Origin of the sequence: Thiohalocapsa sp. ML1 (assembly GCF_001469165.1) — a bacterium.
Classification (GTDB): domain Bacteria; phylum Pseudomonadota; class Gammaproteobacteria; order Chromatiales; family Chromatiaceae; genus Thiohalocapsa.
In genome coordinates this window covers 106896-133303 of sequence record NZ_JABX01000013.1, presented here as the reverse complement: position 1 = coordinate 133303, position 26408 = coordinate 106896, and the positions used below count along the sequence as shown (strand labels likewise).

Genomic DNA, 26408 nt, shown 5'->3' with positions numbered 1-26408 from the left:
GGGCAAGGTTGGTTGCGGTTGCACTGCGGAGCCCGGGGCTGCCTGCTGCCGGCAGGATGCCGGCAGCACGGGTCTCAGGCCATGAACCCCAGATCATCGGCGTCGAAGTTGCCGATGTTCGGGCAGATGACGGGCAGGTCGTCCGCCGGTACGCCGTACCAGTGCGCGAGGGTGGAGGCCACCTGGTCCACCGCGGTGTCCGGGATGAAGCGGCCGCGCCCGCCGATGTCGTCATCGCCGTCGATGGTCTGGTCCGGCATGCGCCCGTAGAGCCCGCCGTTCACGGCGCCGCCCTGCACGAATTGAATGCCGCTCCAGGCGTGGTCCGTGCCGTCGTTGCCGTTCTGCGCGAAGGTGCGCGCGAACTCGGACGCTGTGAAGGTCGTCACCTGGTCGCCGAGACCGTTTGCCTGTGCCCAGGCGTCGAAGGCGGCCATGCCGTCGGCGAGCTCGCGGATGAGCTGCGGGTGGCGGTTGTTCTGGTCGGAGTGGGTGTCGAAGCCGCCCATGGACGCGAAGAAGGTCTGCCGGCTGATGCCGATGGTCGAGGCGACGCTCATGATCTGCGCGATGGATCTGAGCTGAGCACCGAGCCGCCCGGGCGGGAAGCCCGGGATCTCCGGCGCGTTCACCAGCGCCTCGGCGAGGGCCTGGTTGCCTTCGAGCGCGCGCGTCTTGGTCTCGCTGTAGGCGCCGTCGAAGACGTGGCTGGTGGCGAACAGCAGCGCCCGACGCCCGGCGTCGAGCCGACCCTGAAGGTTGCCGGAGACGAAGCGGCTCACCGGCACTTGCAGCACGCCATTGGTGTTGACGGCGTAGGGCATGACCTGCTCGCCGACCTGGATCACGTTGTCGCCGGACAGCGACACGTTGGTGAACGTGGACAGCCCGATGTTGCGGCCGAAGAAATAGTCCCCGAGCCGCCCGTGCCAGCCGGTATAGCCGGCATCCGACGCAAAAATGCCGCAGGTCTGGGTCTGGAACTGCTGGTCGGAGTGCGAGCCGATGCTCGGCGGGCGCCGGCCGCCGCTGCGGTACGTTGCCTTGGTCAGCGGCTCCACCAGCGGGCCGACGCTGAGCGTGACGGCGAGCCGGCCGGCGTCATACACGGGTTTCAGCGCGCCCATATCCGGATTGAGCCCGAAGGTCCGCCCGAGCGGGTCCGGATGCATCGCGTCCGGCAGCGGCAGCAGCGCCTCCGCCGGGATCGTGAGCCCGCGCCGGGACACCGCGTAGGTGGCGTGCCCGGCCGGGTCGGACGGGATCACGCAGTTGTGCGAGTCGTTGCCGCCGAACAGGAAGATGCAGATCAGCGCCTTGTAGTCGCCGGGCACGTCCGCCGCGGCGGCGAGCCGGCTCGCGTTCAGCAGGCCGAGCGCGGACAGCGCCGCCGTGGGCCGGGCGGCGGCGCCGGCGAGCGCCCCGAGCTGGCCGAGGAAGCGCCGGCGCGCGCGTTGGTCGATGGTGTTGCGCATGTCGATTACTCCTCGATCAGATATTCAGGCGACGTGACGATCAGGTAGACGGCGGCCAGCACCCGGGTCAGGCGCCCGCTCTCGCCCTGGCGGTCGTAGTCGTAGAACACCTGGTCATACAGGACCTCCCGCAGCGTGTCGGACATCTCCCCGCCCAGGAACAACAGGCTCAGGTGCTCGACGATCTTCGCCGCCCCGGAGTCCGCCATGGCCAGCTCCATGGACAGGTCGTACCAGTCCGCGCCGTTCTGCGTCGCCCCGAGCGTCCAGGTGTCCATGATCGACACGGCGCCGGTGATCTGCTGCTCGGTGATGATCTGGAGCTCCGGCGAGTCCAGGCCGAGCGCCGCGATCTCCCCCGGCGCCTGATAGTCCGGCTGGAAGAAGTTGAACACCGAGGGCGCCGACAGCGGCACCTGGCCCAGCGGTGCCAGCTCGGCCACCGTCAGCGCGGTCTCGTCCGGGTCGATGCCCAGCGCACGCCAGAGCCCGGTGAGCTGCAGCAACGGCTCCTTGACCTTGCCGAAGGCGCGGGGCAGTGCCGCCTCGCTGCCCGGCTCGGCGTCGGCGAAGAGCCCATCGAGCGGGTCCGGCGTGCCGGTGCGCGCCTCCTGGTCCAGCAGCACGGCGCGGATGGTCTCGCCGAGGTCGCCGCCGCTGTTGCGGAAGGCGTCTGCGACGCGACCGACATAGTCCGGACTCGGGTTGCTGGTGACGAAGCGCTGGATCAACTGCCGGCCGATGAAGGGCGCGACGTTGCGGTGCGCGGCGATGTTGTCCAGCGTCCAGGCGAGGTCCGCCGTCGGGTCGCCGGTGATCAGGTTCAGGTCCGCCGGAATCACGACGAGCTGCCCGCGCACCGCCGGATCGAGCAGCCGCTTCTCGCCCTGCTCGTGCTCGCCCGGGTCCAGCACCATCGGCAGGCGCCACTTGTCCGGCAGCGCCTCGGTGGCATAGTCCCAGCCGGTGAAGACGCGGGCGTACTGCATGATGTCCTCGCCGGTGTAGCTCGGGATGGGCTTGCCGTCGGCGTCGAGCAGTTGCTCGCCGTTCGGCAACAGCTCCCACAGGCCGATGGAGAAGAGCTGCAGCACCTCGCGGGCGTAGTTCTCATCCGGCACCGTGCCGGTGATCGGGTCTTCCTTGACGTTGCCGGCGCTATCCAAGAAGAAGCCCATGGCCGGGTGCAGGGTCACGCCTTCGAGCAGCGTGCGATAGGGGCCGAAGGCGCCGTCCACGAGCATGTCGTAGTAGTGCACGGCACCGAGCGCCCCGGCGTCGGTGGCGAGCACGTTGCCCAGGTCGCCGACCACGAAGATCTGCGACAGCGCAAACGCCATGCGCTGGCGCAGTTGATCGGGCGCGCCGACGGCGTGGCGCAGCCAGGCGTTGATGCGCAGTTGGCGGTTGTCGGCATTCGGCGCGAGGGACCGGAGCTCATCGAACAGCCCCTCGTGGCCGCTGGCGGGCAGCGCGAGCTGCGCGTCGATCCAGGCCTCCGGACCCATGAGCATCACGGTCGCGATGTCCTCGCGGGTCGCGCCGAAGGTGGCCTGGTTCAGGAAGCGCACGGCCTCCTCGGCGGTCATGACCGGGACAACGCCGGCGCCGACCTCCACCGTGAGCGTGCCGTAGGCGGAACCGCCGCGGCGGTCGCCGACGCTGTAGCTCACGGCGTCGGTGCCGACGAAGCCGAGCGGCGGCGTGTAGACCAGACGACGGCCGTCCTCGGCGACGACGGCGGCACCGGCCGCTGTCGCCGAGTCGGCGCCGGTCAGCACCAGGATGTCGCCGTCCGGGTCACTGTCGTTGGCGAGCACGGCGATGGTGATGGACTGGCCCTGGCCGATGCCGGTGCCGGCGATGTCCGGCGCCGGCGTCGGGTCGGCGTTGGCCACCGTGCTGATGGGGCCGCCGTCCGGTGCCGTGCCCGGCTCGCCGATGGCCGGGTCGATGCGGAACAGCACGTCCGCGGTGACGGCCGTGGTGCCGAAGCGCGGTCCCGAGTAGGTCACCTCCAGGCTGTCGTCGCCGCCGCGCTCGAAGAAGGTCACGCGGATGGCGTGGCGGCCGCGGTCGAGCCCGATGCGCCCGCAGCGGGTGCGCGCGGCATGCAGCCCGTCGTTGTCCACCACCTCGGTGTCGCCGATGTAGAGCTTGCTGCCGTCGTCCGAGCGCGTGCAAAACTCGTAATGGCCGTACTCGGGGATGTCGATGTAGGCGTTGAAGACGAAGCCGTAGTTGTCGTCCTTGAGCCGCGGCGCCAGCGTGAAGCTGTCTACGACACCCGTGGCCACCGGCGTCAGCGCCGCGAAGTCCGGCAGCACGGACCAGCGGCCCTCGTAGTAGGCATAGTCGACGCCGCCGATGAGGTTGGCCGCGTTGGCGCCCGCGTCCTGCAGGTCCGGCAGCAGGGCGGGGTCGAGCATCAGCGCGTCCGCCGGCAGCGGGCCGAAGTCGCCGGCCGGGCCGCGCAGCGCGAGGGTCAGGCGCTCGTCGCCGTGGCGCTCGAAGAACTGGACCTCGATGGGGTGCCAGCCGGCTTCGAGACCGACGGCGCCCGCGACCTCCCGATAGCCGTGCAGGCCGTCGTTGTCGATGACGAGCGCGTCGCCGATCAGGAGCCGGCTGCCGTCGTCGGAGCCGAGCCGGAAGTCGTACCAGCCGGCGGCGTCGATGCGCAGCCAGCCGCGGTAGCGGACGCCGAACTTGTCCGTCTGGCCGATGCTGGCCAGGTCCGGCGCGGTGGCGATGCCGACGCCGTCCGGCGCGAGCGCAGCGAAGTCCGGCAGCGCGCTCCACTGGCCGAGATACAGCTCATAGGCCAGGCCGGGCAGCGCGCCGGACACCGGCGGCGCGTCCGGGGCGGCTGCCGCCGCCCGCAGGGCCGGAAGCTGGTCCGCGGTGTGGAACAGGTCCGCCGCGGCCACCGGCACGCGGACGCCGTCCGGGCCGGTCATCTCCAGTGCCAGCGTCATGCCGCCCCAGCTCTGGAAGAAGTCCACGCGGATCGGGTGCAGGCCGGCCTCAAGTCCGATGGCGCCCATGATCTCGCGCGGCCCGTGCTGGCCGTCGTTGTCGACGATCAGCTCATCGCCGAGCCAGAGCCGGGAGCCGTCGTCGGACGTGAGGTGGAGCCGGTAGAAGCCCCGCTCGGGTACGCGCAGGTAGCCGTCGAAGCGCAGCCCGAGCTTGCGGTCCGTCGTGGCCCGCGCGAGGTCCAGCACCGGGCTGACGCCGAGGGTGGTCGGGGTCAGCGTCGCGAAGTCGGGCAGCCGGCTCCAGGAGCCCTCGTATTGGCGATAGGCGAGGCCGGGCGCGAGGTCGCCGTGCGGCGTGACCGCCGCCGTCAGCGCGGGCAACTGATCCGTCGTATGGCTGAACGCCGTGGCGGGGATCGCCGCCGCGGTGCCGTCCGGCAACTGCCAGGACAGCGCGAGCGCCTTGTCGCCCCAGCGCTGGTGATAGACCAGCTCGAAGGCGTGCAGGCCGGCTTCCAGCCCCAGGCTGCCGAAGGCCTCGCGATTGCGGCTGCCGACGAGGACCGGCTGGCCCGCGATGACGAGCGCCGCGCCGTCGTCGGCGGTGGCGAAGAAGCGGTAGAAGCCCGCCTGCGGCACCCGAATGAAACCCGTGTACTTGAGCGCGAGCTTGTCGCCGGTCGGCGCGACGCCAAGGTCGAGCCCGTCGGCGACGCCATGCACCGAGGGTTCCAGCGTTGCGAAGTCCGGCGGCGCCTTGAAGTCGCCCTTGGCGAAGGCGTAAGCCAGGCCGGCGCTGAGGTCCGCAGGCTCCGGCAGCGCGGCGATTAGCGACGGTAGCTGATCCGCCGAGTGGCCCAGGCGTGTCAACGGGATCTCCGCCGGCTCGGCACCGGGCGGCGCGTGCCGCACCGTCAGCGTCTCGCCGCCCCAGCGCTCGAAGAAGGCGACGCGGATGCGGTGCAGGCCGGCCTCCAGCCCGACGCTGCCCCAGGCGTCCTGCGGGCCGTGCAGGCCGTCGTTGTCCACCACCAGCGCATCGCCGATCCAGAGCCTGGAGCCGTCGTCGGAGTTGGTGAAGAAACGATGGAAGCCGGGCTGGTCGATGTCGATCCAGCCCTCGTAGACGAAGCCGAATTTGTCGTCGGTCTCGCGCGGGTCGAGGCGGAAGCCGTCGACGATGCCGTGGGCGCGGACCTGCTCCGGCTGCATCGCGTCGAGGGTGCGCCAGTCGCCTTCGTAGTAGGTGTAGGCGAGGCCGCCGGTGAGCCCGCCGTCCGGCGACGCTGCCGCGAGATAGGCCGGAAGCTGCGACTGGCTGTGGAACAGCGCCGCCGCCGGCAGCGGCTGCGCGGAGTCGTCGCCCGGTCCCTGCAGGCTGACGGACAGCAGATCGCCGCCCCAGCGCTCGAAGTAGTCGATGCGGATCGGGTGGACACCGGCCGCGAGCGGCAGCGCGCCCAGGTCCTGCTGCCCGCTGCGGTGTTTGTCCAGCTCGGCGACGAGCTCGGCGTCGTCGTCCGCGCCGATCCAGAGCTTGGCCGGGGCGTTGGAGGCCAGCGTGAAGGCGTAGACGCCGTCCGCGGGCACCTCGATGTAGCCCCGGTACGAGAAGGCATAGCGGTCCGTGGCCATGCGCGGCTCAAGGCCTGGCACGGCGATGACGCCATGTTCCAGCACCGCCTCGGCGTCGAGGTCCGGCATGCTGTCCCAATTGCCCTCGCTGTAGCGGTAGGCGAGGCCGGGCAGCAGGTCTTCGTCCGGGGTCACCGGCTCGCGCAGCGGCGGCAGCATGTCGAGGGCGAAGCTGAGCGCCTCCGCCGCGATGGGCGCGCGCGTGAAGCCGGGACCGGACCAGACCACGTCCAGCAGCTCGCCGCCGCCGTCCTGGAACAGGTCCACGGTGATGCGGTGCAGCCCCGCCGCGAGCGCGATGGCGCCGGCGCGCTCGCGCGGGCCATGGAGTCCATCGTTGTCCACCACGCGGCGGTCGCCGACGTAGAGCGCGCTACCGTCGTCGGAGCTGGTGTAGAAGGTGTAGATGCCGTCCTCCGGCACCTCGATGTAGGCCTGGAAGCGCAGCGCGAAACGATAGCGCGCGAGCGAGACGCCGCTGTCGAAGCCGTCCGCGACCCCGAGGAAGTCCGGCGTCAGCGCCGCGAAGTCCGGCAGCCGGTCCCAGCGCCCGGCATACCAGCCGTAGGCGACGCCGGGATACAGGTCCAGGTCCGCCGTGTCGTCCGCCGGGCGCGGCTGGGGCATCTGCGCCGCGTCAAAGGCCAAGAGCCCTGGGTCGATCTGCCGGAGCCTGCCGTCCGGTCCCTCGAAGCCCACCTCCAGGCCCTCGTGGCCGGTGGCCTCGAAGAAGCCGACCGTGATCGGATAGTCGCCGGCCGCGAGCAGCAGGGGCTGGCTCCAGCGCGTGCGCATGCCGTGCAGGCCGTCGTTGTCGACGATGCGCTCGCCGTCGAGCAGCAGCTCGCTGCCGTCGTCGGAGCGCGTGTAGAAGCGGTATTCGCCGGGCTCCGGGATGCTCAGGTAGCCGCTGTAGCGCACCGCGAAGTCATCGCGCTGCGGCAAGGTGTCGATGCTGAAACCCGGCGCGACGCCGTAGCCGGACGGCGTCAGCGCGTCGAAGTCCGGCAGCGCGGAGAAGCGCCCGGCGTACCAGTTGTAGAAGACCCCGCCGCCCACCGTCTCGGCCGGTGCCGGTGCTGCGCCCGACACCGCCACCGCAACGTCGGCAGTGAAGAGTGCACAGGCAGCCAGCGTCGCCGCACCGAGCAGCGCGCGACGCGGTCGGCGCCGCGGCGAGATCGGCGATGCGGGCGACGCAGACGCGCCATCAGGGCGTCCCCGGCGAGGGGATTGCGGGGCGAGGTGTTCCGGCGCGGGCATCGAAATCTCCGGCTAATGACCTAAGCAGGGCGGATGCCCGACCGGGCACGGCGCACGCTCGTCGGTCGGCTTCCACGATCCGCGCACGATACCCAAGCAAAGCAATGGCAATGGTGACGGCGGTCTCGTTTCTCGGATCTGTGGCCGCGCCTGACTGTGAAATGTTCTTGACAGTCGGCGCGAACCGCCCGCGGCCGATGCTGCGCGGCACTTGACATCTTGCCCATTCGCATCGATCGCCGACCGCCCGTCGCCGGCAGATCGGGCAGTAGCCCCCATCGTGCTTGGGCTTCCGGCAACCCTGGGGCTCGTGGCGGCCCCTGGCGCGCCCTGCGCGGAGCGTTATACTGTTACGCTCGCGCGGACGGCGATAACAGCGCCCCGCCCGGCAGAATCCGCAGCCGGTCTTCCCCTTCACCCCACAGGTGCCGAGCGCCGTGATCTCCAACACCCCATCCCACCGAGCCTGTCCACCGCGCCGCGCGGGCGCATGCCTACGGCCCCGCGCGCTCGCGCTGCTCTTGCTCGCGCTGCTGCCGGGCGTCCCGGCCGTCGCCGCCACGCTCGATGCCTTCGTCAGTGTGCTGCCGCTCGCGACCTTCGTCGAGCGCGTCGGCGGCGAGCGGGTGAGCGTGCATTCGCTGGTGCAGCCGGGCCACAGCCCGCACACTTACGAGCCGACGCCGCGGCAGATCACGGCGCTCGCAAACGCGGACCTGTACTTTCGAGTCGGCATGCCGTTCGAGGATGCGTGGATGAAGCGCATCGCCGCGGCAAACCCGGACATGCCCATTGTCGATCTGCGCGACGGGCTGAGGCTCCGCCCGCAGGCGGCCCATCGTCATGCCGACGCGCACGAGCACGAGCATGCTCAAGACGACGGGCACGACCAGGCCCCGGAGCACGACGGCGAGGCCATGGACGCCCACGTCTGGACCAGCCCGCGGCTGGTGCGGCAGATGCTGATGACCATCCGCGAGCAGCTCAGCGCGCTGGACCCCGCCGGCGCCGAGGCCTACGCAGCCAATCAAGCCGCCTTCGACGCGGAGCTAGCAGCCCTGGACGCCGAGCTGACGCGGAAGCTCGCCGGCCTGGAACGGCGTGGCTTTCTGGTCTATCACCCGGCCTGGGGCTACTTCGCCGACGCCTACTCGCTCGTGCAGATCCCCATCGAATATCAGGGCAAGGAGCCCGGCGCGCGCCGGCTGACCGCGCTGATCGAGCAGGCGCAGGCGAGCGGCGCCCGCGTCATCCTGGTGCAACCGCAGTTCGACCAGCGCGCCGCGCAGCAGGTGGCAAAGGCCATCGACGGCCGCGTCGAGCCGGTGGACCCGCTCGCCACGGACTACGCGGGGGCGCTGCATCGGCTCGCGGACATTCTGGTGGGCGCCTACGGCGATACCGACGGCGCCGCCGGCCAAGCCGAGACCCGCTGACGGTGACGCCCCCGCACGCCCAGCCCGCGGTCGAGATCAGCGGCCTGCAGTTCGCGTACGGCGCGGTGCCGGTGCTGTCCGACGTGACACTGACCATCGCCGATGGCGAGTTCCTCGGCATCGTCGGCCCCAACGCCGGCGGCAAGAGCACGCTGCTCAAGCTCATCCTCGGGCTGCTGAGGCCGCGCGCGGGGCGCATCCGCGTCTTCGGCGAGTCGCCGCGGCGCGCGCGCCGGCAGATCGGCTATGTGCCGCAGCACCCGGGCTTCCAGCGGGACTTTCCCATCGGCGTCGAGGACGTCGTGCTGATGGGCCGCTTCGGCCTGGGCTGGCGCCTCGGCACCTGGAGCCGCGCGGACCGCCGGGCGGCCGCCGCGGCGCTGGACGAGGTGGAGGCACTGGACCTGGCGCCGCGCCAGATCGGCACGCTCTCCGGCGGCCAGTTGCAACGGGTGCTGCTCGCCCGCGCGCTGGTGGCGGAGCCCAAGCTCCTGATCCTGGACGAGCCCACCGCCAACATCGACCAGCGCCTGGAGGGCGAGATCTTCGAGCTGCTGGCCCACCTGAACCGCAGGCTAACGATCCTCGTCGTCTCCCACGACATCGCCTTCATTTCGGGCTATGTGACCCGCGTCGCGTGCCTCAACCGCACCCTCGTATGCCACACCACGGAGCGCATCGACGGCCAGATGATCCAGGATCTCTACGGCGAGCGCGTGCGCCACATCAGCCACGGCCACGGCGAGCCGCACGCCGACGCCGACGGCCACACCGAGCCCGCGCGGGTCAGCGACCATGGGTGAATTCATCGTCGCCGTCGCCGAGCAGCCCTTTCTGCGCCAGGCGCTGCTGGCGGGGCTGCTCGCGAGCATCGGCTGCGGGCTCATCGGCCCCTTCGTGGTGGTCAAGCGTATTGCGTTTCTCGCCGGCGGCATCGCCCACTCCGTGCTTGGCGGCATGGGTGCGGCGCTCTATTTCGGCTTCGACCCGCTGCTCGGGGCGCTTGCCGCCGCGGTAATCTCGGCGCTGCTGATCGGCTGGGTGCGGCTCACCTGGCACACCGGCGAGGACACCGCCATCGGTGCGCTCTGGGCCATCGGCATGGCCGTCGGCATCCTGTTCATCGCGCAGACGCCGGGCTACACCACGGACCTGATGAGCTTTCTGTTCGGGAACATTCTCTTGGTACCGACCCGCGAGCTGTGGTTCATGGGGTTCCTGGACTTGGCGCTGCTGGTGGTGGTGGCGCTCCTGTACCGGCACTTCATCGCGGTCGCCTTCGATGAGGACTTCGCGCGACTGCGCGGCCTGCCCGTGGCGGCGCTGTACCTGCTGCTGTTGGTGCTGGTGGCCCTCACCGTGGTGTTGATGATTCAGGTGGTGGGCCTGATTCTGGTGATCGCGCTGTTGACCCTGCCTGCGGCGATGGCCGGACAATGGACGCATTCCATCACCGGCATGATGGTCGCGGCGACGCTGCTCGGTGCGGCCATCACCAGCGGCGGGCTCGCGTTGTCCTATGCGCCGGACCTGCCCCCGGGGCCGACCATCATTCTGCTGGCGGGCGCGCTCTATCTGGTCTCGGCGCTCACGGCGGGCGTCGCGCGCCGGGCGCGGGCGCCGCGGCCCGACGCCTGAGCGGAGACGAGCCGCAGCCTGCTTGGATGAAGGCGGCGTTTCTGGTCGGCGTCGCAGGCGACGACGACAACGCAACGACCACGCACAGCCTAAGGACAAGCAGCCTAGCCACGCCCAAACGAGCCTGCGCGCAGATGAACGAAGACACCCTGAACAACGCACTCGCCCGCGCCGAGTCACTCTGCGCGGAACGCGGCGTGCGCCTCACCGCCCAGCGCCGCCGGGTGCTGGAGCTGGTGTGCCGTGCCGAGCGCCCGGTGGGCGCCTACGAGATCCTGGACCACATCCGCGACGGCGGCACGGCGGCACCGCCGACCGTGTATCGCGCGCTGGACTGGCTGCTCGCCCAAGGCCTTGTACACAAGCTCGAAACCCTGCACGCCTACGTCGGCTGCACGCACCCGGAGCACCCGCACGTGAGCCAGTTTCTGATCTGCGACGGCTGCGGCGGCGTTACGGAGCTGGAGGACGCGGCCATCGCCGGCAGCCTCGCCTCCGTGGCCTCCGAGACCGGCTTTCGGCCCACCCGGCCCATTGTCGAGGTCATAGGCACCTGCTCGCTCTGCGCGACCAAGAGGGGCACCGACTGACCAATGCCACATCCCCACAGCAAGAGGAGCTGACATGACCCCGACCCGCACCCTGCCCCGCCCGGTGTTGCTAGCCCTGCTGGCGAGCCTCGCCATCCCCGCCGTCGCCGGCAAGCATGATCACGACCACGACCACGGGCACGGGCACGAGCATCGCCAACATGGCGCGCACGTGCACGGCGTCGCGGAGCTGAACGTCGCCGTGGACGCCGACTCGCTGCTGGTGGAGCTGAACACGCCGGCGATGAACATTGTCGGCTTCGAGCACCCGCCGCGCACCGCGGAGCAGCGCGCGGCCATCGACGCCGCGCGCAAGCAGCTCGAAGACGGGGCCGCGCTGTTCGTGCCGAATCCCGAGGCCGAGTGCGCGCAGATCTCGCACCAGGTGACGCTGGACCTCGGCGAGCCGGAGGGCCACGCGCACGGACACGACCACGGCGATAGCGGCGGCGACGATGAAGCCCACGCCGACGCCCATGCCGAGTGGGCCTTTACCTGTGCGAAGCCCGCCTCGCTGAACCAACTGGACGTGAAGCTATTCGAAGTGTTCCCGGGCAAGGAGAAGCTCCGCGTGCAGCTCGTGACCTCCGCCGGCCAACGCGGCGCGGAGCTGACCCCGGACCGCCACGAGCTGGAGCTTTGATGCTCGCCGCGCCGCGGGAGCTGCATGCGGCGCCCGCCGCCGCGCCGGAACCCGTGGTCCGGCTCGACGGCGTGCGCTTCCGCTGGCGCCGCCGCGGCCCGGAGATCCTGGTGCTGGAGGACGTCGCCGTCGGCCGCGGCGAGCGGCTTTTCATCGAGGGGCCGAGCGGCAGCGGCAAGAGTACGCTGCTGGGGCTGCTGGCCGGCGTCACCGTGGCGCAGGCGGGCAGCGTGCAGGTGCTCGGGCAGGCACTGGAGGGCCTGTCCGGCGCGGCGCGCGACCGCTTCCGCGCCGATCACATCGGCTACATCTTTCAGCAGTTCAACCTGATCCCGTATTTGGGCATCGTCGACAACGTGCTCTTGCCCTGCCGCTTCTCGGCGCTGCGCCGCGAGCGCGCGCTGGCGCGCTCGCCGGACCTGCGCACAGAGGCCAAGCGGCTGCTGGGCCATCTGGACCTTGCCGACCGGGAACTGCTACGCGAGCCGGTCACGTCGCTCAGCGTCGGCCAGCAGCAGCGCGTCGCCGCCGCCCGCGCGCTGATGGGCGCGCCCGAGCTCGTCATCGCCGACGAGCCGACCTCATCGCTCGACGCCGACCGCCGCCGCACCTTCGTGCAGTTGCTCTTCGACGAATGCGCGATGAGCGGCGCGACACTGGTGTTCGTGAGCCACGACGCCTCGCTGGAGCCGCTCTTCGACCGCACGCTGAAGCTCGTGCAGGCGAATCGCGCCGACCGCCGCTGATGCCCCGTTCCGCCTTGCCTCGGCAGGCCGGGAGCTGAATCCGAGCGCTCGGACCATCGGGATCGCACGCGTTACCGGCACCGCGCGGAGCAGCCCATCACGCCAAACCCCGCGACATCGACCACCGACATCACCCTCAGGCCGCCCGCGGCGGCGTCTCCGCAAAGCGCTGCGCCAACAGATCGCCGATGCGCGTCTGCCGGGCGCGGTACAGCACCACGTCCACCGGCGGCAGGTCCGGCAGCAGGGCGGTGCCGGGAATCAGCGCATGCCCGTACACCAGCGGCGCCTGCCCGAGCAGGCGCCCGGCGCGAAAAAGCCGCTCACCAGGTCCCGCGTGAAGCCGGCACCGCCGCGTCGCGAGCGTGGACGCGCCCGCCCTACTTCTCCCGCGGATACGGCCAAGCCATCAGCCCGCCTTCCATGACCTTGACGTTGCGCCAGCCGTGGGCATTGAGGATTGCGGCACCCTCGTAGCCACGCAGCGAGATCTTGCAGTAAAGAATGACCTCGCGATCCTTGTCCTGCGGCAGCTCGTCGAGTCGGTCGCGCAGGGCGCCGAGCGGGATCAGGGTCTCGCCGACGCCGAGGCGCATCTGCTCGAACTCGGCAGGGCTTCGCGTATCGAGCAGGAAGCAGTCGGCGCCGCTGTCGACGCGCTGCTTGACCTCGCTGACCGAGAGCCCCTGCATGCGCCCTTCCAGCTTGTTCTCGAGCACATGGGCGGCGACGATGACGTGGTCCAGCGCCAGCGAGTACGGCGGCGCGTAGGGCAGGTCGGCGTTGACCATGTCGGCCACCGTGAGACCGCCGCGGATGGCGGTGGCGACGACGGCGACGCGCTTGCTCACGTCTCCCGGCCCGATGCACTGGAAGCCGACGATGCGCCCGCTGCCGCGCTCCGCCACCATCTTGCTGATCAGGAGCTTGCCGCCCATGAACACCGGGATATCCAGCCCTGAGATGGTCGCGGTCTCGACACTGAGACCGGCCTCGGCGGCACGCTGGGCGGACAGGCCGGTGAAACCGACGGTGTAGTCGAAGATCTTGCAGATGCCGGTCTGGGTGATGCCGGGGAAGCGCGCGGAACCCTCGTGGACCACGTTGCGGCCGGCGACGCGGCCCTGGAGGTTGGCGATGTCGCCGTAGGGCGCGCGGAGCTTCTGACCGGTGATCAGCGAGGTGCATTCCACGCAGTCGCCGACGGCATAGACGTCCGGGTCCGAGGTCTGCATGCACTCGTTGACGCGGATGCCGCCGGTGTCGCCGATCTCGATGCCGCACGCCATGGCCAGGCCGACGTTGGGCCGCACGCCGACCGCGACCACGGCCACCTGGCACGGCAGCTCGGTGCCGTTGTCGAGCTTGACGCCGACAAGGCTGCCGTCCTCGCCCAGGAACTCCGCCACGCCGTTGCCGACGATGATGTCCGGCCCGTGGGCGCGGATGTGGTTCTCCACCAGCTTCGCCAAGTCCGGGTCCAGAAAGGGCAGGATCTGCGTGGTTTTCTCCACCACGGTGGTGTCGATGCCGGCGAGGCGCAGTGCCTCGCAGACCTCAAAGCCGATCAGCCCGCCGCCGACGACGATGGCCTTGGTGGCCTTGTGCTCGTCGCGCACGGCGCGCAGCGCGTCGGCGTCGGCCATGGAGTGCAGCGTCAGCACGCCGTCGAGCTCGAAGCCCGGTGCCGACGGGCACATCGGCGAGGCGCCGGTGGCGATGATCAGGCGGTCGTAGGGCAGTGTGCAGCGCTCGCCGCTCGGCAGGTGCTCGCAGGTGACCGTCTTCGCGTCGCGGTCGACGGCCAGCGCCTCGGTCTCGACGCGGGCGTCGATGGCCTTGGCCTTGCCGTAGAAGGCCGGGTCGCGAACGATGCCGGCCGGCGTGCAGATGAGCAGGTTGCGGTCGTCGAAGGTGCCACCGACGTAGTACGGAAAGCCGCAGGAGGCCATGGACAGGTCCGGCTCGCGCTGGACCAACGTGATGCTCGCGTGCTCGTCCATCCGGCGGGCCTTGGCGGCGGCCTTGGGGCCGGCGGCGGAGCCGCCGATGACGACGATGCGAAGCTGACTGGAAGACATGCGGGACGCTCCTCTTGCGCGGGGACTGCCGGACAGCCGCGATGCCGCGCACGCACGGGCTTGTCCGGTGCGCACCGCGGCAGACATTCGCGACCAACAGGGCACAGTGTCCTCCCTGCCCTGCCGTGCCGACATGCAGTTGCGCAATCGGGCGCGGCGTTCGGCTGACGCGTGTCAACGGACTCGCATGCCGTGCCCAGAGGGCGCAGCGGTACGCCGGCCAGTGGCACAATCGAGCATTGCGCAACCGCCGGAGCCCGCCCGTGCCCAACTCGCCCATCACCGCCGCCGACACCGTCGCGCGCCTTATCGTCCGCAACGCCACGCCGGCCGACGTGCCGGCCATCCGCGCCCTGTTCGAGCGCGCCTACGACGGCGCCAAGGTCTCCAGCTACTCGGCGGCGATGATCCGCGGGCAGATCAACAAGTTCCCGGAGGGCCAGTTCGTCGCCGAGGCCGACGGCAAGCTCATCGGCTTCTGCTCCAGCTTCGTCATCGCGGGCCAGCTCGCGCTCAAGCCCCACGACTGGACCTGGATCACCGGCGGCGGCTACGCCAGCCGGCACGACCCCAACGGCGATTACCTGTACGGCATGGAGGTCTGCGTGGACCCGGACTACCGGGGTTTGCGCATCGGCCAGCGGCTCTATGACGAGCGCAAGAAGCTGGCGTGGTCCTGGGCGCTCAAGGGCATCATCTACGGCGGCCGACTGCCGTCGCTCAAGGCCGCACTGACCCGCGCCGACCATCCCTACCCGACGCCCGAGGCCTACGTCGCGGCCGTCGAGGAGGGCCGCGAGAAGGACCCGGTGCTGACCTTTCAATTGCGCAACGACTTCAAGGTCATCGGGCTCATGCCCAACTACTGGCCCGAAGACGGCCAGTCCATGGGCTATGGCGTGCATCTGTTGTGGCGCAATCCGCAGGCGCCCGACGAGAAGGAAGAGGCGCGGCAGAAGAACTACGGCGGCCGGCTCATGGACGTGGTACGCGTTGCGACCGTGCAATATCAGCAGCGGCGCGTGAAGTCCTTCGACGAGTTCGTCGGCATGCTCCGCTACTTCGTGGACGTGACCTCCGACTACCGCTCGGACTTCTGCGTGTTTCCCGAGCTGTTCTCGCTCCAGCTCTTGTCCATGGAAGACCAGGAGCTCTCGCCGCAGGAGGCCATCGAGGCGCTGACCCGCTGGACGGACCCCATCAAGGACGCACTGCGCGACATGGCCGTGCGCTACAACATCAACATCATCGGCGGCTCGCACCCGACCATGATGCCGAGCGGCCGGGTCGAGAATATCTGCTACGTGTGCCTGCGCGACGGCAACATCCACGAGCAGGCCAAGCTGCACCCGACGCCGAACGAGGTCTATTGGTGGAACATCGAGGGCGGCCACGAGCTCGCCGCCATCGATACCGATTGCGGCCCCATCGGCGTGCTCATCTGCTACGACGCCGAATTCCCCGAGCTGGCCCGGCACCTGGCCGACCAGGGCGCCAACATCATCTTCGTGCCCTTCTGCACCGACGAGCGCCAGTCTTACTTGCGCGTGCGCTACTGCTGCCACGCCCGCGCAGTCGAGAACCAGTGCTACGTCGTCATGTCCGGCAACTGCGGCAACCTGCCCAACGTCGCGAACATGGACATCCAATACGCCCAGAGCTGCATCCTCACCCCCTGCGACTTCCCCTTCGCCCGCGACGGCATCGCCGCCGACACGACGCCGAACGTGGAGACCGTCGCCTTCGCCGATCTGCGCTTAGAGGCGCTGCGCGAGGCCCGCTACGAGGGCACCGTGCAGAACCTCAAAGACCGCCGGCATGATTTGTATACGACGGTGTGGCGGGAGCGGTGAGAAGCCGCTCATGGGAACCACGCTGCTCGCCGAGTACGAGGATGTTCCGATTACGCGCAGCTTGCGCGGATGCAGTTAAACTCGGGCACCGGAGCCCCTGGCCGCGCTGCCGGCCTGCCCGGAGCTGGAGCACGCGATCGCCGCGCTACGCTTCAAGGAGCAGGTCTACCGCCAGGCCGTCGACTTCGGGCTCATCGCGCTGCACCGACCGGATCGGGCCGGCAGCGGCGCCATCTCCGTGGACTTAATCTCCGTGGACTTAATCTCCGTGGACTTAGCCACCGGCTTTATCTTCCCTGTTTTCCCCGACGGTACAACGATGCTGCTGGATGAAATCGCCGCCATTAAGCCGCAAGTGCTCGCCCTCGGGGAGCGCTACGGCGCACGCCGGATCCGCGTCTTCGGCTCCGTCGCCCGGCGCGAGGAGCGTCCCGATAGCGACGTGGATTTCCTGGTCGATTTCCCGCGCGGATACGACATGTTCGGCCAGCGTCTCCCCCTGACGGCCGATCTCGCCGATCTGCTCCATCGCCGCGTCGATCTGGTACCCGAGCACGAGCTGAATCGGCATATCCGCGACCGGGTCCTGCGCGAGGCCATCGATCTATGAGCAAGCCCTGGCGGCCCCATGCGCTGCATAGACTCGACGCGATCGCCAAGATCACGCGCATCCGTTCGCGCGGCGACCTGACCCGGGACGAGGTGCTTTACGACGCGGCGCTGCGCAACCTGCAAACACTGTCGGAGGCGACCCGACACCTGCCGGAACGCAAGACATCGCTGTGCCTATCCATTCCATGGCGCGAAATCCATGGCGCGAAATCAGCGGCTTTCGCAACGTGCTGGTGCACAATTATCTGGGCGACATCGACCCGGCAACCGTGCTCGCCGTCATTGACCGACATCTGGGACCGCTGGACGCGTGCGTCCGTACCTTGTTGGCCGAGGAAGAAGACCCCGCGGAGGGCTAGCCGATGCCGTGTGGCGACGGGAGCCCCGCGGCGACGCGTGACCCGTCGCCGGGCGCGCCTATCCGGCGAGATATCGGTGGTACGTCCCCATTTTCCCGAGTCTGGCTGCGGGTGCGGGCGACGGTCAAAGGCGTCGAACTCGGCCATCTCGTCAACGAGCTGCTGCGGCGGGACATCGATCTGATCGAGGCGGTCAACTAGCCCGACTTCGACTATTCGGCCTGGATTTTGGCGAAATCCAGGCCGTTTGCTCTTGCAAGCCTCTGATTGGGTTGGCGACGGGTTTGCGAAAGCGCTTGTAGTGCCGACCTAGGCCGTTGTTCTGACGCGGTGTTTTGCCGAAACTATCGGCATGTTCTTGCGCTCGAAAAAACGTTTCAAGGACGGCAAACAGCACCGCTACTGGAGCATCGTCGAGAACCGTCGCGTCACCGACGGGCGGGTGGTGGAGCGCCAAGTTCTCTACCTCGGCGAGATCAACGATGCGCAGAAGGCGGCTTGGTGCAAGGCGATCGAGGTGCTCGACGAGGACGAGGGGGCGTCGGCGCAGGTTGCCCTATTTCCGGAAGATCGGGCAATCCGGGACAGACCACGGATAGCCCACGAATAGCCCGGATGGGGTCGGGCTGACGGAATTGCGCCCGTCAGCCCGACCCGATCCCGCCTGACCCCGGCGTCGGCGCCCGCCGCGACGCCCGGTTCCGGCGATTTGTTTGTATCACCACCAGCGAGGTCAAGTCATGCAAGTCGCGGTCGATCTTCCCAATGATTTTGTCGGGATGTTGACGCAGGATGTCGTCGCGCGGGAGATGCGGATGACCTACGCGCTGGCCTTGTTCAAGGATGCTCGGGTCACGCTCGCCAAGGCCGCGGAACTGGCGGGAATGAATATCTATGAGTTCATTGCCGTCTGCAAGGTACAGCGGATTCCCGTGATTGACATCTCCCGTGATGAACTCGTCCAGGAAATGCAGTCAATCGGACGAACCCAATGATCCTGGTCGCGGATTGCTCAGCCTTGATTGCCTTGGCGACCTGCGATGGGCTGCATCTCTTGGACCGATTGTTTGGTTCAGTCGTCGTCCCCGAGGCGGTTTATCGCGAAGCCGTGACCAGCGATAAACCGCAAGCCAGGCAGTTAAAGGCGTATCTCCATGGCCGAGTCGAACAAATTGATCCGTCTTATCCGATTCTCCTCGACGGCGTTTCGGATCTGGGCGAAACGGAGGCGATGATTCTGTATCGACAGTTGGCCGCGGACCGGCTGCTGATCGATGACCGGCGTGGGCGGCGGGTCGCGAGGATCAATGGCATTGAGATCATTGGATCATTGGGTGTATTGTTGGCTGCGAAACAGGCGGGGCTGATCGAAGCGGTCAAGCCTTACGTCCTGCAGCTATCCGCTTCCGAGCTTTACCTGTCCAACGATCTGATCGCGACAGTGATCGAAATTGCGGGGGAGAAGTAGTAATCAAAGAGTAATCAGAGCGCAAACCGGGGATGGACCACGGTATGCGCCCTCGCGACCCTCGGCGGCGTGGACTACCTGTTGACACGGAACTGCGCCCACATCGCCAACCCAGCCTTGCGTCCGAAGATCGAGGCCGTGCTGCGTTCGCTGGGCTATCAGCCACCGATTATCTGCACGCCGCTGGAGCTGCTGGAGGTTTGAAATGCACACCAGCCCGATCATCGAGGAGTTGCACGCCGTGCGCCGCCGTTACGCCGAGCGGTTTGGGGACGATCTGCATGCGATTTGCGAGGACGCACGGCGCAAGCAGGCCGAGCAAGGCCGACCGGTCGTCCCGCTCGATCCGAAGCGTCTGACGGAACAGGACCTGGAACAGGACCACGAGGCAGCCTGACTCGACAAGCGATACCACCCACGCGAGGCAGCGGCGGTGTTTCGCGACCCACTGGCCCGCATGTTTGTGGACGAGTGGCACTCCGAGGGCGAGGCGCGGGAGATCATTGTCGGGCGCCTGAACAACCAACGGTTGGCGCTTGTCGTATTTCTCGAATCGCCGCCGGATCACATCCGCATCATCAGCGCGCGCTATGCCACCGCCAACGAGCAACGAGACCATGAGCAATTCACTGGCTGACGACCCGCTTCCCGAATACGACCTGGACTACAGCAAGTCCAAACCCAACCGTTTCGCCGCGCAGGCCGAAAACCTGGTGGAACTCGACCCACAAGTTGCGACCTGGCTGCGGGGGCGGGCGACGGTCAAAGGCGTCGAACTCGGCCATCTCGTCAACGAGTTGCTGCGGCGGGACATCGATCTGATTGAGGCGGTCGAGTAACCGCGATGGGGTGGCTTCTGGTGCCGAGGGTCCCCCAAGGCACTGAGGTTCCGGTGAGCTTCGTCCCACGCGAAGGCAGAGGTCACCAACCTGCACCGGCCTGCCGCAGCCAGATCAAACAGCAGCAGCGCCGGGCTGGCGTCCCGGTAGGCCGCGCTGAACAGGAAGTTTGCGTCCGGAAACAGGCGCACCCATCAGTCGTCCCGCCGGAGCACCGCACGGGACCTGCCCGTGAATCTCATCGGGGACTGCGTTCTCACGCTCGAATTCCGCAAGACGCTGTTCGGAGTAGATTTCGATCGGATAGACATCTGCCGGTTGCAGGACGATGGCAGCGTCGGGGGTCGTGTCGACCAGCAGCGGGGCATCGCCGGTCAGGCCGACCGAGCCGCCGGCCCGTGAACCCCCGCGCTGCCGGCAGCTCCCGCATTCACGGTACCATTGCCGGGCAATGCCAGCCTCCGACCCAGCGCCGAGCCCCACGCCATGCCGTTAGCCGCCCGCGACCTGCGCCATGCGCCGGCGTCGCCGTTCGACGGCGTGCTCGGGCGGCTCGCGGCGCTCGGGCTCGCGGCGCGGGCGCTGCTCGACTGCCTGGGGCTGTACCTGGACATCCTGCTCGGCCGCGACCGGCTGGACCTGCCGGCGCTGGCGGCGGCGCTGCGCCAGGCGGGGCTGTCGATCCTGCCGGCGGTGACGCTGGTGACGGCGGCGCTCGGCGTCATCCTCGGGCGCCAGGCCGCCTCGGTGCTGGAGGACTTCAACTTTCCGGGCGCGCTGCTCTTCACCATCACCTATGCGGTGGTGATGGAGCTGGTGCCGCTCTTGGTGGGCGTGATGGTGGCGGGGCGCGGCGGCGTCGCGCTGGCGGTGCGCCACGCGACGCTGGTGGCGACGGGCGAGATGGACGGGCTCTTGGTCAGCGGCATCAACCCGTTTCGCTTCATCACGGGCCCGGCACTGCTCGCACTGCTGGCGATGTCCTTTGCGTTTCTGGTCTGGGGCAGCCTGGTGACGGTCGGCAGCGCCTTCCTGTGGCTCTTTTTCTTCTCGGAGGTGCCGCCCTACCAGCTCATCGATGCGGTGCGCAACACCTTGGGGCCGTTCGAGGTGCGCGAGGCGGTGGCCAAGCCGCTGGTGTTCGCGGTGGTGGTCGCGCTGATCGCGACGGTGAACGGCACCGTCGCCGGGCGCGATCCGGACGCCATCGGCGAGGCGGCGACACGCACGATGATCGGCGCGGTGACCAGCATCCTGCTGATCGATCTCCTGTTCGTGCTGTGGCCGGACTGACGCGCCGCGATGCAGCAGGCCGCAAGCCAAGTCGAGCCGGAGGCCGCCGCAGCGCCGGCCCTGGAGCTCGACAACGTCTTCCAGCACGTGGCCGGGCATGCGGTGCTGAACGGCGTGTCGCTGACCGTGCGCCCGGGCGAGGGCCTGCTCCTCATCGGCCAGAACGGCGCCGGCAAGAGCCTGCTGGTCCGCCTGGTGCTCGGGCTGGACCTGCCGTCCGCGGGGCGGGTGCGGCTGTTCGGCCAGGCGCTCGCGGAGCTGCGCGGCCGGCGCGCGCAGGCCCTGCGGGCGCGGGTGGGCGCGGTGCTGCAGCGGGGCTCGCTGCTGGACGGGCTCTCGGTGCTGGAGAACCTGCTGCTGCCGTTGCGCCCGACGCGCATGTCCCGGGCGGACATGGCCCGCGCGGCGCGGCTCGTCATCACGCAGTTGCAGCTCGATGGCATGGAGAACCACCGCCCGCGGGCGCTGTCCGTCGGCCAGCGCCGGCGTGTGGAGCTGGCCCGGGCGCTGATCCATCGCCCGGACCTGCTGATCTGGGACGGGCTCACGGACGGACTCGACCTGCCCGCCGTGCGCGAGATCCTGGGCGTGCTGCGCAGCCAGATCGAGCAGCGCGGGCTGACCGTCATCGGCACGGACAATACGATCCTCAAGGCCGTGCGCGACGAGGAGCGCGTGGTGGTGCTGGATCGGGGTCGGATCCTGTTCGACGGCACCCGCGGCGCGCTGGAGGCCGCGGTGCCTGAGCGGCTGGAGCTGAGGTATCTATTGGAAGGACGCTGGTAAGGGCCGAGGGCCGAGGGCCGAGGGCCGAGGGCCGAGGGCCGAGGAACATCCAAACGCGCCGACATCGCACTCCGCATTTCAAACTTCAAACTTCAAACTTCAAACTTCAAACTTTGGAACGCCTCTACCAACCCCCCGAGATCGGCGCCCCCGGCATCCGCCGCGGCCGTCGCCAGCGCCGCGATCTGGTGCTCGCGGGGCTGTTCGTGCTCGCGATGGCGGCGGTGGTCGTCGGCGTGGTGCTGCTGAACGTGCCGGCACTGTTCGGCGGCTATCCGCTGCGGGCCTACTTTCCGGAGGCGACGGGGCTCGACCGCGGCATCAACGTGGTGCAAGAGGGCTTCGTCGTCGGCCATGTCGGCGGCGTGGAGCCGGTGTTCGCGGCTGATCCGGACCGGGCGCTGTGCCCGGACACCGATGAGCCGCGCTCCGCCGAGCTGCCCTGCTTTCGCGCGAGCCTGCGCCTGCAGGGCAACTGGCCGGTGCCGACAGACAGCCGGGCGCAGTTGGTGCCGGCGGGCTTCCTCGGCGGCAACCAGATCCGCATCCTGCCCGGTCTCGCCGACGATGTGCTCGCCGCCGGCGCGGCCATCGCGACACTGCCGCGCCAGCCGGACCTGGCGACCCAGGCGGCACAGGCGCTGACGCAGCTCCAGCAGGCCGTTGACGGCACCATTCGCCCGGCGCTGGTGCAGTTGCAGGAGCGCATCCAGGGCCTGATCGGCGCGCTCGGCGAGGGCGAGGACGGCGCGCCGGGTACCGGGGCGGCGGTGGGCGAGGGCGTCGCCGAGGTGTTCGGCAACCTGCGCAAGCTCAGCGCCGATATCGAGCAAAGCGTGAATCCGGAGCGGATCGAATCCATTCTGGCCTCCGTGGACGCGCTGACCGCGAACCTGGCGGAGGTCTCCGCGGGCCTCGACACCCGAAGCGACGACGTGGGCGCCGCGATCCGCCGCTACACCGATCTCGGCGCCGATCTGCAGCGTGTCGTCAACCAGGCCGAGCCGCCCATCACCGATACGCTGAACGACGTGCAGTACCTGCTGCAGGAGATCTCGGCGTCGCTCGCACCCATCATCGCGAACATCGAGACCGCCTCGCGCAACCTCGCCGCCCTCACCGGCGACCTGCGCGAGGACCCGAAATCCTTGTTGTTCGAGCAGAAGCAAAAGGCGCCTTCGCCATGGCTGGAACGCTGACCCCCACCGCAATGAGCGGCCGCCCGCAGCGCCTGCGCCCGGCCTGGCCCCTGGCCGCCCTCATCGCCTGTGCGCTGCTCGCCGGCTGCGGCGGCGGCGAGCGCACCCGGGATCTCTTTTTCAGCCTGCAAGCCGACGTGGCACCGACGCCAAGCGCGCAGCCGATTCCGGGCACGCTGCGCGTCACGCCCATCGCCGCGCGCGGTTTCGTCGCCGGCAGCCGCATTGTCTACCGCACCGCGGAGGCGCCGCTGGAGGCGCAGCGTTATGCAGAGCTCCTGTGGGAAGAGGTGCCGGCGCGCGCCATCGCGAACGACTTGGCCACGGCGCTGCGTGCCGCGGGCGTGTTCGAGCACGTCATCACCGCGGGCGACCCGGCCCGCGCGGACTATCTGCTCACCGGCGAGCTGCAGCGCTTCGAGCACCGCCCGACCGACAACCCGCCCGTGGTGCTCGCCGAGCTCTGGCTGACTTTGGTGCGCGGCCGAGGGCGCGAGGTGCTGGTGGCGCGCAGCTACACCGATACGGTGCCCGTTGCCGTCAGCACGGACGGCCGCATGACCCCGCAGGCCATCGCCGATGCCTTCAACCACCTGAGCGGGCGCATCATCGGCCAGGTGATCGCGGACGCACACGGTTTGGGGCGGAAGCTCAGATGACCACTCACACTGCATGCGATGCGGCCAGCGTGCGGCCGCGGGGACCCAGCGTTGGTTGAGCGTTGCGGCGGCGCTGCCCGACCGGACCCGTTTGCGGACCTGCTGCCGACGGCGGCCTGGCGCATGCCCGTAGCCTGGCAGCAGATGGCGGTGCCGGGGCCGCCGCCCGGCTTCGCGCTCACGCACGCGGAGATGAACGCCGCGGCGCCCCTCGCCCGCTTTCACCGCCGCACCATCGCGCTGCTCGACTGCGCCGGCGGCAACGGCGACCGGCTCGCGCTGGTGGACAAGGCCATCCCGCACGCCAAGCTCGACCTGATGCTGAGCGAGGCCTCGGCACGGGACAAGCCTGGCCCCTGCGACGTCGCGCCGGTGACGGGCCGCGTGTTGTGGCGCACGGGCCTGGAGCTCGTGCGTTTCGTCTCGGACCCGGAGGTCATGGCCCGCTTCGGCCTCGCCGGCGGACTCCTGCACCTGGCGCTGAACTGCGACCCGAACACCCGCGACCGCGAGAGCGTGCAGGCGGCCAAGCAGTTTCACCTGCACCTGCTGTACTGGACCGCGGCGGAGCTCGCCCCGCTCGCCGCGGCACGCAGCGGCCCGCGGGCGGCGGACCATGATGTCCGCACCCGCCGGCAGTTGCTGGACCCGCTGACCTTCGCCGGCGCCCGGCTGGTGGCGGCGCTGCTCAAGGATGTCGACCTCGGCGTGGCCGGCGCCGAGCTGCTCGACTGCGATGATGCGGCGGTCGCGGCCGGCACCCGCCCCACCGGCGCCGTGATCCGGCTGCCGGGCTGGCACGTGCTCGGCGACGCCGCCTTCGAGGATCTGATCCGCCGCCTGCACCGGCGCCTGGACGCCGCCGCCGGCGTGCTGCGCGAGGTCTTCACCGGCAGCGCCGCGGTGCCTGCGCCCTGGCAGCGCCTGCCGCTGCGCGCGCGGGCCGACACCATGGCCGCCATTGCCGGGCTCGACCTGCCGGCGCCGGTGCAGGACGCCCTCGGGCGCCTCGCCGCCGCGCTGCGCGACCTGCCGGCGCCGGTGCTCGCGCGGCTGCGCGCCGGCCCGGCGGAGCCGCGCAAGCACCTGATGACGCTGAACGCACCGAGCTACAGCCTGAACCTGCACGCGCCCATCCGGAACACCGCCGCCACGCCCGTTGCCGCCGCGCGCGAGGTGTTTCTGAGCATCCAGCCCAAGCTCTTCTCCGGCACCGGCGGGGCCGGACTCCTTTGGTTGGACGGCGTGCCGAGCGTGCGCATCCGCCGCGGCGTCGGCGCCTTCTCGCACGACGACTGGCGAGCGCGCACCGACTGGCAACGCGCCTTCGCGCTGCACAACGCCGCGGCACTCGAGGCGCTGCTCGGCCCCGGCTGCGAGCAGGTGCGCCGCTTTGCCGACTGCGACCGCGGCTGGGTCTGACGGACGACGGCCGACTTGATGGATCTCTCTGCGCTCGCGCCCTTTTGGATCGTCTTCTCGCTGCTGTCGGCGTTCTTTCACGCCTCGCGCATCGCGGTCACCAAACACCTGTCGTTCAGCTTCTCGGCGCGGGCGCTGACGCTGTACGTGAACCTCGCGAGCCTGGTGGTAACGGCGCCGCTCGTCATCTGGCATCACGACGTCCCGCTGCATGAGCCCGTCTATATCGCCGTGGTGTTGCTCGGCGGCCTGGTCTCCGGCATCGGCGGCTGGGCACTCAACAGCGCCATCGGGCGCAGCGACGTGTCGCTGGTGGGGCCGGTGATGACGCTGACGCCGGCCTTCGTCGTGGTCATCGAATGGTCGGTCATCGGCGATCTGCCGAGCGGGCTCGGCCTCGTCGGGCTGGCGCTACTCGTGGCCGGCGGCTATGTGCTGAGCGTGGAGCGCGAGCAGACGAGCCCCTTCGCGCCGCTCAAGCGGCTGTTCACGGACCCCGGCAGCGTGCTCACGCTGGTGGCGGCGTTCTGCTTCGCGGCGGCCTCCACACTCGGGCGGGTCGGCATTCAGATGAGCGATCCGCTCTCCTTCGCCGTGGTGGTGGCGGTGGTGAACCCGGTGGTGCTGTTCGTCATGTTCAGCGTGCAGGACCACCGCTTCTATCGCGAGGCCTTCCCGCGGCACCTGCGCCGCGAGATCCGGCCGCTGCTGCTGCTCGGCGTGCTGTTTGCGCTGATGCGCATCGCGGACCAGATCGCGCTCAGCCTCGCGCTCGCGTCCTACGTGATGGCCGTGAAGCGTTCCGCCGGCATGTTCTCGGTGCTGCTCGGACACTGGTATTACGGCGAGGGGCACCTCATCGCACGCCTCGCCGGCAGCGCCGTCATGCTCGCGGGGCTGTTCGTGCTGACCCAGTCCTGATCTCGATCGCCGAGCACGCGGGCCGCCGTCTATAGACAGTCCCGCTACCGCAGTGGCCGAGGGAAGCCATCGATCTGCAAGACCGTTTTGGGTCCTGGCGCCACATCGCTAACCAGCGCGCCAAGGCGCAGGCTCCGCAACACGTTATGGCGACAGAGCCGGATCAGCGCCTTGTGGTCTGTGAACATGTGCTTGCACACACGCAGGGCGCCATATTGTTGGATCGCGAGGCCGAAGCCGAACAGGCCTCCGGCAGGAATCCCGCACGGAAGGCGTCGATCCGCCGCTAGGCGGTTGTCACGGGGCTCGACATCGGCTAGTGTCCTGTCTCTAAGGTCTGCTCGGGAAGTGACGGATGTCCGCGGGGTCGGCAGCAAGGGCTGCAATGACGGCAACAGTTCACTAAATACACTTAATTTCGACGTTGCTCACAATCGCCGTTTGCTCCAATGCTTCAGCGGCAGCAATCGGGGAGTAGCTGATTCCGGGCGTACTATTTGCCGAGTTTA

At 69.4% G+C, this 26408-nt stretch carries 25 protein-coding genes and 2 pseudogenes; 23 read left to right on the top strand and 4 right to left on the bottom strand.

Annotated features, from left to right (window positions below; genetic code table 11):
* Nucleotides 1–74: 74 nt before the first annotated feature.
* Entirely contained in the window at nt 75–1475 is a 1401-nt protein-coding gene (locus tag ML01_RS10695; RefSeq protein ID WP_058555381.1) for a DUF1501 domain-containing protein, read from the bottom strand.
* 5 nt (nt 1476–1480) lie between these two features.
* Nucleotides 1481–7189, bottom strand: coding sequence for a DUF1800 family protein (locus ML01_RS30160; protein WP_058555380.1), 5709 nt, complete (start codon nt 7187–7189; stop codon nt 1481–1483).
* A gap of 602 nt (nt 7190–7791) precedes the next feature.
* Here ML01_RS30160 and ML01_RS10685 point away from each other — a divergent pair.
* The 6 genes from ML01_RS10685 to ML01_RS10660 all read left to right on the top strand — a co-directional run bounded on the left by ML01_RS10685 (nt 7792) and on the right by ML01_RS10660 (nt 12407).
* A complete protein-coding gene (locus ML01_RS10685) occupies nt 7792–8790 on the top strand; it encodes a metal ABC transporter solute-binding protein, Zn/Mn family (protein ID WP_254045213.1) in 999 nt (332 codons plus the stop codon).
* A 2-nt stretch (nt 8791–8792) separates the two neighbouring features.
* Nucleotides 8793–9593, top strand: coding sequence for a metal ABC transporter ATP-binding protein (locus ML01_RS10680; protein WP_058555379.1), 801 nt, complete (start codon nt 8793–8795; stop codon nt 9591–9593).
* Nucleotides 9586–10428, top strand: a complete 843-nt coding sequence (locus ML01_RS10675; RefSeq protein WP_058555378.1) for a metal ABC transporter permease — start codon at nt 9586–9588, stop codon at nt 10426–10428. The genes ML01_RS10680 and ML01_RS10675 overlap by 8 nt, the downstream gene beginning before the upstream one ends.
* A gap of 134 nt (nt 10429–10562) precedes the next feature.
* Complete coding sequence (locus ML01_RS10670) at nt 10563–11018, top strand: Fur family transcriptional regulator (protein ID WP_058555377.1); 456 nt, start codon at nt 10563–10565, stop codon at nt 11016–11018.
* A gap of 34 nt (nt 11019–11052) precedes the next feature.
* Entirely contained in the window at nt 11053–11661 is a 609-nt protein-coding gene (locus tag ML01_RS10665; protein ID WP_058555376.1) for a DUF2796 domain-containing protein, read from the top strand.
* Entirely contained in the window at nt 11661–12407 is a 747-nt protein-coding gene (locus ML01_RS10660) for an ABC transporter ATP-binding protein (RefSeq protein ID WP_058555375.1), read from the top strand. Before ML01_RS10665 ends, ML01_RS10660 begins: the two co-directional genes overlap by 1 nt.
* 136 nt (nt 12408–12543) lie before the next feature.
* Here the strand turns inward: ML01_RS10660 and ML01_RS28600 are convergent, their stop codons facing one another.
* Entirely contained in the window at nt 12544–12687 is a 144-nt protein-coding gene (locus ML01_RS28600) for a hypothetical protein (RefSeq protein ID WP_156427650.1), read from the bottom strand.
* 100 nt (nt 12688–12787) lie between these two features.
* Nucleotides 12788–14488 carry an FAD-dependent oxidoreductase gene (locus tag ML01_RS10655; RefSeq protein ID WP_058555374.1) on the bottom strand — a complete coding sequence of 567 codons (1701 nt, stop codon included), beginning with the start codon at nt 14486–14488 and terminating at the stop codon, nt 12788–12790.
* Nucleotides 14489–14751: 263 nt separating this feature from the next.
* On the opposite strand from ML01_RS10655, the gene ML01_RS10650 reads away from it, so the two are divergent.
* The 17 genes and pseudogenes from ML01_RS10650 (at nt 14752) to ML01_RS10585 (ending at nt 25899) form a co-directional block, all read left to right on the top strand.
* Nucleotides 14752–16341 carry a bifunctional GNAT family N-acetyltransferase/carbon-nitrogen hydrolase family protein gene (locus tag ML01_RS10650; protein ID WP_058555373.1) on the top strand — a complete coding sequence of 530 codons (1590 nt, stop codon included), beginning with the start codon at nt 14752–14754 and terminating at the stop codon, nt 16339–16341.
* Between the two features lie 268 nt (nt 16342–16609).
* Nucleotides 16610–16951, top strand: a complete 342-nt coding sequence (locus tag ML01_RS10645) for a nucleotidyltransferase family protein (RefSeq protein WP_371258204.1) — start codon at nt 16610–16612, stop codon at nt 16949–16951.
* A 187-nt stretch (nt 16952–17138) separates the two neighbouring features.
* The gene (locus tag ML01_RS30535; protein WP_254045212.1) at nt 17139–17312 is read left to right on the top strand and encodes a DUF86 domain-containing protein; all 174 of its coding nucleotides are present in this window, start codon (nt 17139–17141) and stop codon (nt 17310–17312) included.
* A gap of 352 nt (nt 17313–17664) precedes the next feature.
* Nucleotides 17665–17889, top strand: a pseudogene (locus ML01_RS10635) (IS1634 family transposase); the annotation flags it as partial.
* Nucleotides 17890–18052: 163 nt separating this feature from the next.
* Nucleotides 18053–18307 carry a UPF0175 family protein gene (locus ML01_RS10630; RefSeq protein ID WP_058555370.1) on the top strand — a complete coding sequence of 85 codons (255 nt, stop codon included), beginning with the start codon at nt 18053–18055 and terminating at the stop codon, nt 18305–18307.
* On the top strand, nt 18304–18780 hold the full coding sequence (locus ML01_RS10625) for a DUF3368 domain-containing protein (protein WP_058555369.1): 477 nt from the start codon (nt 18304–18306) through the stop codon (nt 18778–18780). Before ML01_RS10630 ends, ML01_RS10625 begins: the two co-directional genes overlap by 4 nt.
* Nucleotides 18781–18849: 69 nt before the next feature.
* Nucleotides 18850–18984 carry a type II toxin-antitoxin system VapC family toxin gene (locus tag ML01_RS31040; protein WP_162267997.1) on the top strand — a complete coding sequence of 45 codons (135 nt, stop codon included), beginning with the start codon at nt 18850–18852 and terminating at the stop codon, nt 18982–18984.
* Between the two features lies 1 nt (nt 18985).
* Nucleotides 18986–19177 (top strand): hypothetical protein, encoded by a 192-nt coding sequence (locus ML01_RS28595; protein WP_156427649.1) that lies wholly within the window; start codon nt 18986–18988, stop codon nt 19175–19177.
* Between the two features lie 33 nt (nt 19178–19210).
* A pseudogene (locus tag ML01_RS28590) lies at nt 19211–19417 on the top strand (BrnT family toxin); the annotation flags it as partial.
* Nucleotides 19398–19619, top strand: a complete 222-nt coding sequence (locus tag ML01_RS10615; protein WP_058555368.1) for a hypothetical protein — start codon at nt 19398–19400, stop codon at nt 19617–19619. The pseudogene ML01_RS28590 and the gene ML01_RS10615, both read left to right, overlap by 20 nt.
* Nucleotides 19620–19850: 231 nt before the next feature.
* The gene (locus tag ML01_RS28585) at nt 19851–20021 is read left to right on the top strand and encodes a hypothetical protein (RefSeq protein ID WP_156427648.1); all 171 of its coding nucleotides are present in this window, start codon (nt 19851–19853) and stop codon (nt 20019–20021) included.
* Nucleotides 20022–20105: 84 nt separating this feature from the next.
* A complete protein-coding gene (locus ML01_RS10610) occupies nt 20106–20912 on the top strand; it encodes an ABC transporter permease (RefSeq protein ID WP_058555367.1) in 807 nt (268 codons plus the stop codon).
* A gap of 9 nt (nt 20913–20921) precedes the next feature.
* Entirely contained in the window at nt 20922–21698 is a 777-nt protein-coding gene (locus ML01_RS10605; RefSeq protein ID WP_058555366.1) for an ATP-binding cassette domain-containing protein, read from the top strand.
* Nucleotides 21699–21811: 113 nt separating this feature from the next.
* Nucleotides 21812–22897, top strand: a complete 1086-nt coding sequence (locus ML01_RS10600; protein WP_058555365.1) for an MlaD family protein — start codon at nt 21812–21814, stop codon at nt 22895–22897.
* Between the two features lie 11 nt (nt 22898–22908).
* Nucleotides 22909–23556 (top strand): ABC-type transport auxiliary lipoprotein family protein, encoded by a 648-nt coding sequence (locus ML01_RS10595; RefSeq protein WP_058555364.1) that lies wholly within the window; start codon nt 22909–22911, stop codon nt 23554–23556.
* 51 nt (nt 23557–23607) lie between these two features.
* Nucleotides 23608–24978 (top strand): hypothetical protein, encoded by a 1371-nt coding sequence (locus ML01_RS10590; RefSeq protein WP_254045211.1) that lies wholly within the window; start codon nt 23608–23610, stop codon nt 24976–24978.
* 18 nt (nt 24979–24996) lie between these two features.
* The gene (locus ML01_RS10585; protein WP_058555363.1) at nt 24997–25899 is read left to right on the top strand and encodes an EamA family transporter; all 903 of its coding nucleotides are present in this window, start codon (nt 24997–24999) and stop codon (nt 25897–25899) included.
* The last annotated feature ends 509 nt before the right edge of the window (nt 25900–26408 follow it).

Coding starts and splice junctions, on each gene's coding strand:
- ML01_RS30535 (WP_254045212.1), top strand. CDS start 17,139: ATGGCGCGAAATCCATGGCGCGAAATCAGCGGCTTTCGCAACGTGCTG.
- ML01_RS10595 (WP_058555364.1), top strand. CDS start 22,909: ATGAGCGGCCGCCCGCAGCGCCTGCGCCCGGCCTGGCCCCTGGCCGCC.
- ML01_RS10695 (WP_058555381.1), bottom strand. CDS start 1,475: ATGCGCAACACCATCGACCAACGCGCGCGCCGGCGCTTCCTCGGCCAG.
- ML01_RS10615 (WP_058555368.1), top strand. CDS start 19,398: ATGAGCAATTCACTGGCTGACGACCCGCTTCCCGAATACGACCTGGAC.
- ML01_RS10665 (WP_058555376.1), top strand. CDS start 11,053: ATGACCCCGACCCGCACCCTGCCCCGCCCGGTGTTGCTAGCCCTGCTG.
- ML01_RS10655 (WP_058555374.1), bottom strand. CDS start 14,488: ATGTCTTCCAGTCAGCTTCGCATCGTCGTCATCGGCGGCTCCGCCGCC.
- ML01_RS10585 (WP_058555363.1), top strand. CDS start 24,997: ATGGATCTCTCTGCGCTCGCGCCCTTTTGGATCGTCTTCTCGCTGCTG.
- ML01_RS10630 (WP_058555370.1), top strand. CDS start 18,053: ATGCAAGTCGCGGTCGATCTTCCCAATGATTTTGTCGGGATGTTGACG.
- ML01_RS10605 (WP_058555366.1), top strand. CDS start 20,922: ATGCAGCAGGCCGCAAGCCAAGTCGAGCCGGAGGCCGCCGCAGCGCCG.
- ML01_RS28595 (WP_156427649.1), top strand. CDS start 18,986: ATGCACACCAGCCCGATCATCGAGGAGTTGCACGCCGTGCGCCGCCGT.
- ML01_RS10660 (WP_058555375.1), top strand. CDS start 11,661: ATGCTCGCCGCGCCGCGGGAGCTGCATGCGGCGCCCGCCGCCGCGCCG.
- ML01_RS10625 (WP_058555369.1), top strand. CDS start 18,304: ATGATCCTGGTCGCGGATTGCTCAGCCTTGATTGCCTTGGCGACCTGC.
- ML01_RS10675 (WP_058555378.1), top strand. CDS start 9,586: ATGGGTGAATTCATCGTCGCCGTCGCCGAGCAGCCCTTTCTGCGCCAG.
- ML01_RS10670 (WP_058555377.1), top strand. CDS start 10,563: ATGAACGAAGACACCCTGAACAACGCACTCGCCCGCGCCGAGTCACTC.
- ML01_RS10610 (WP_058555367.1), top strand. CDS start 20,106: ATGCCGTTAGCCGCCCGCGACCTGCGCCATGCGCCGGCGTCGCCGTTC.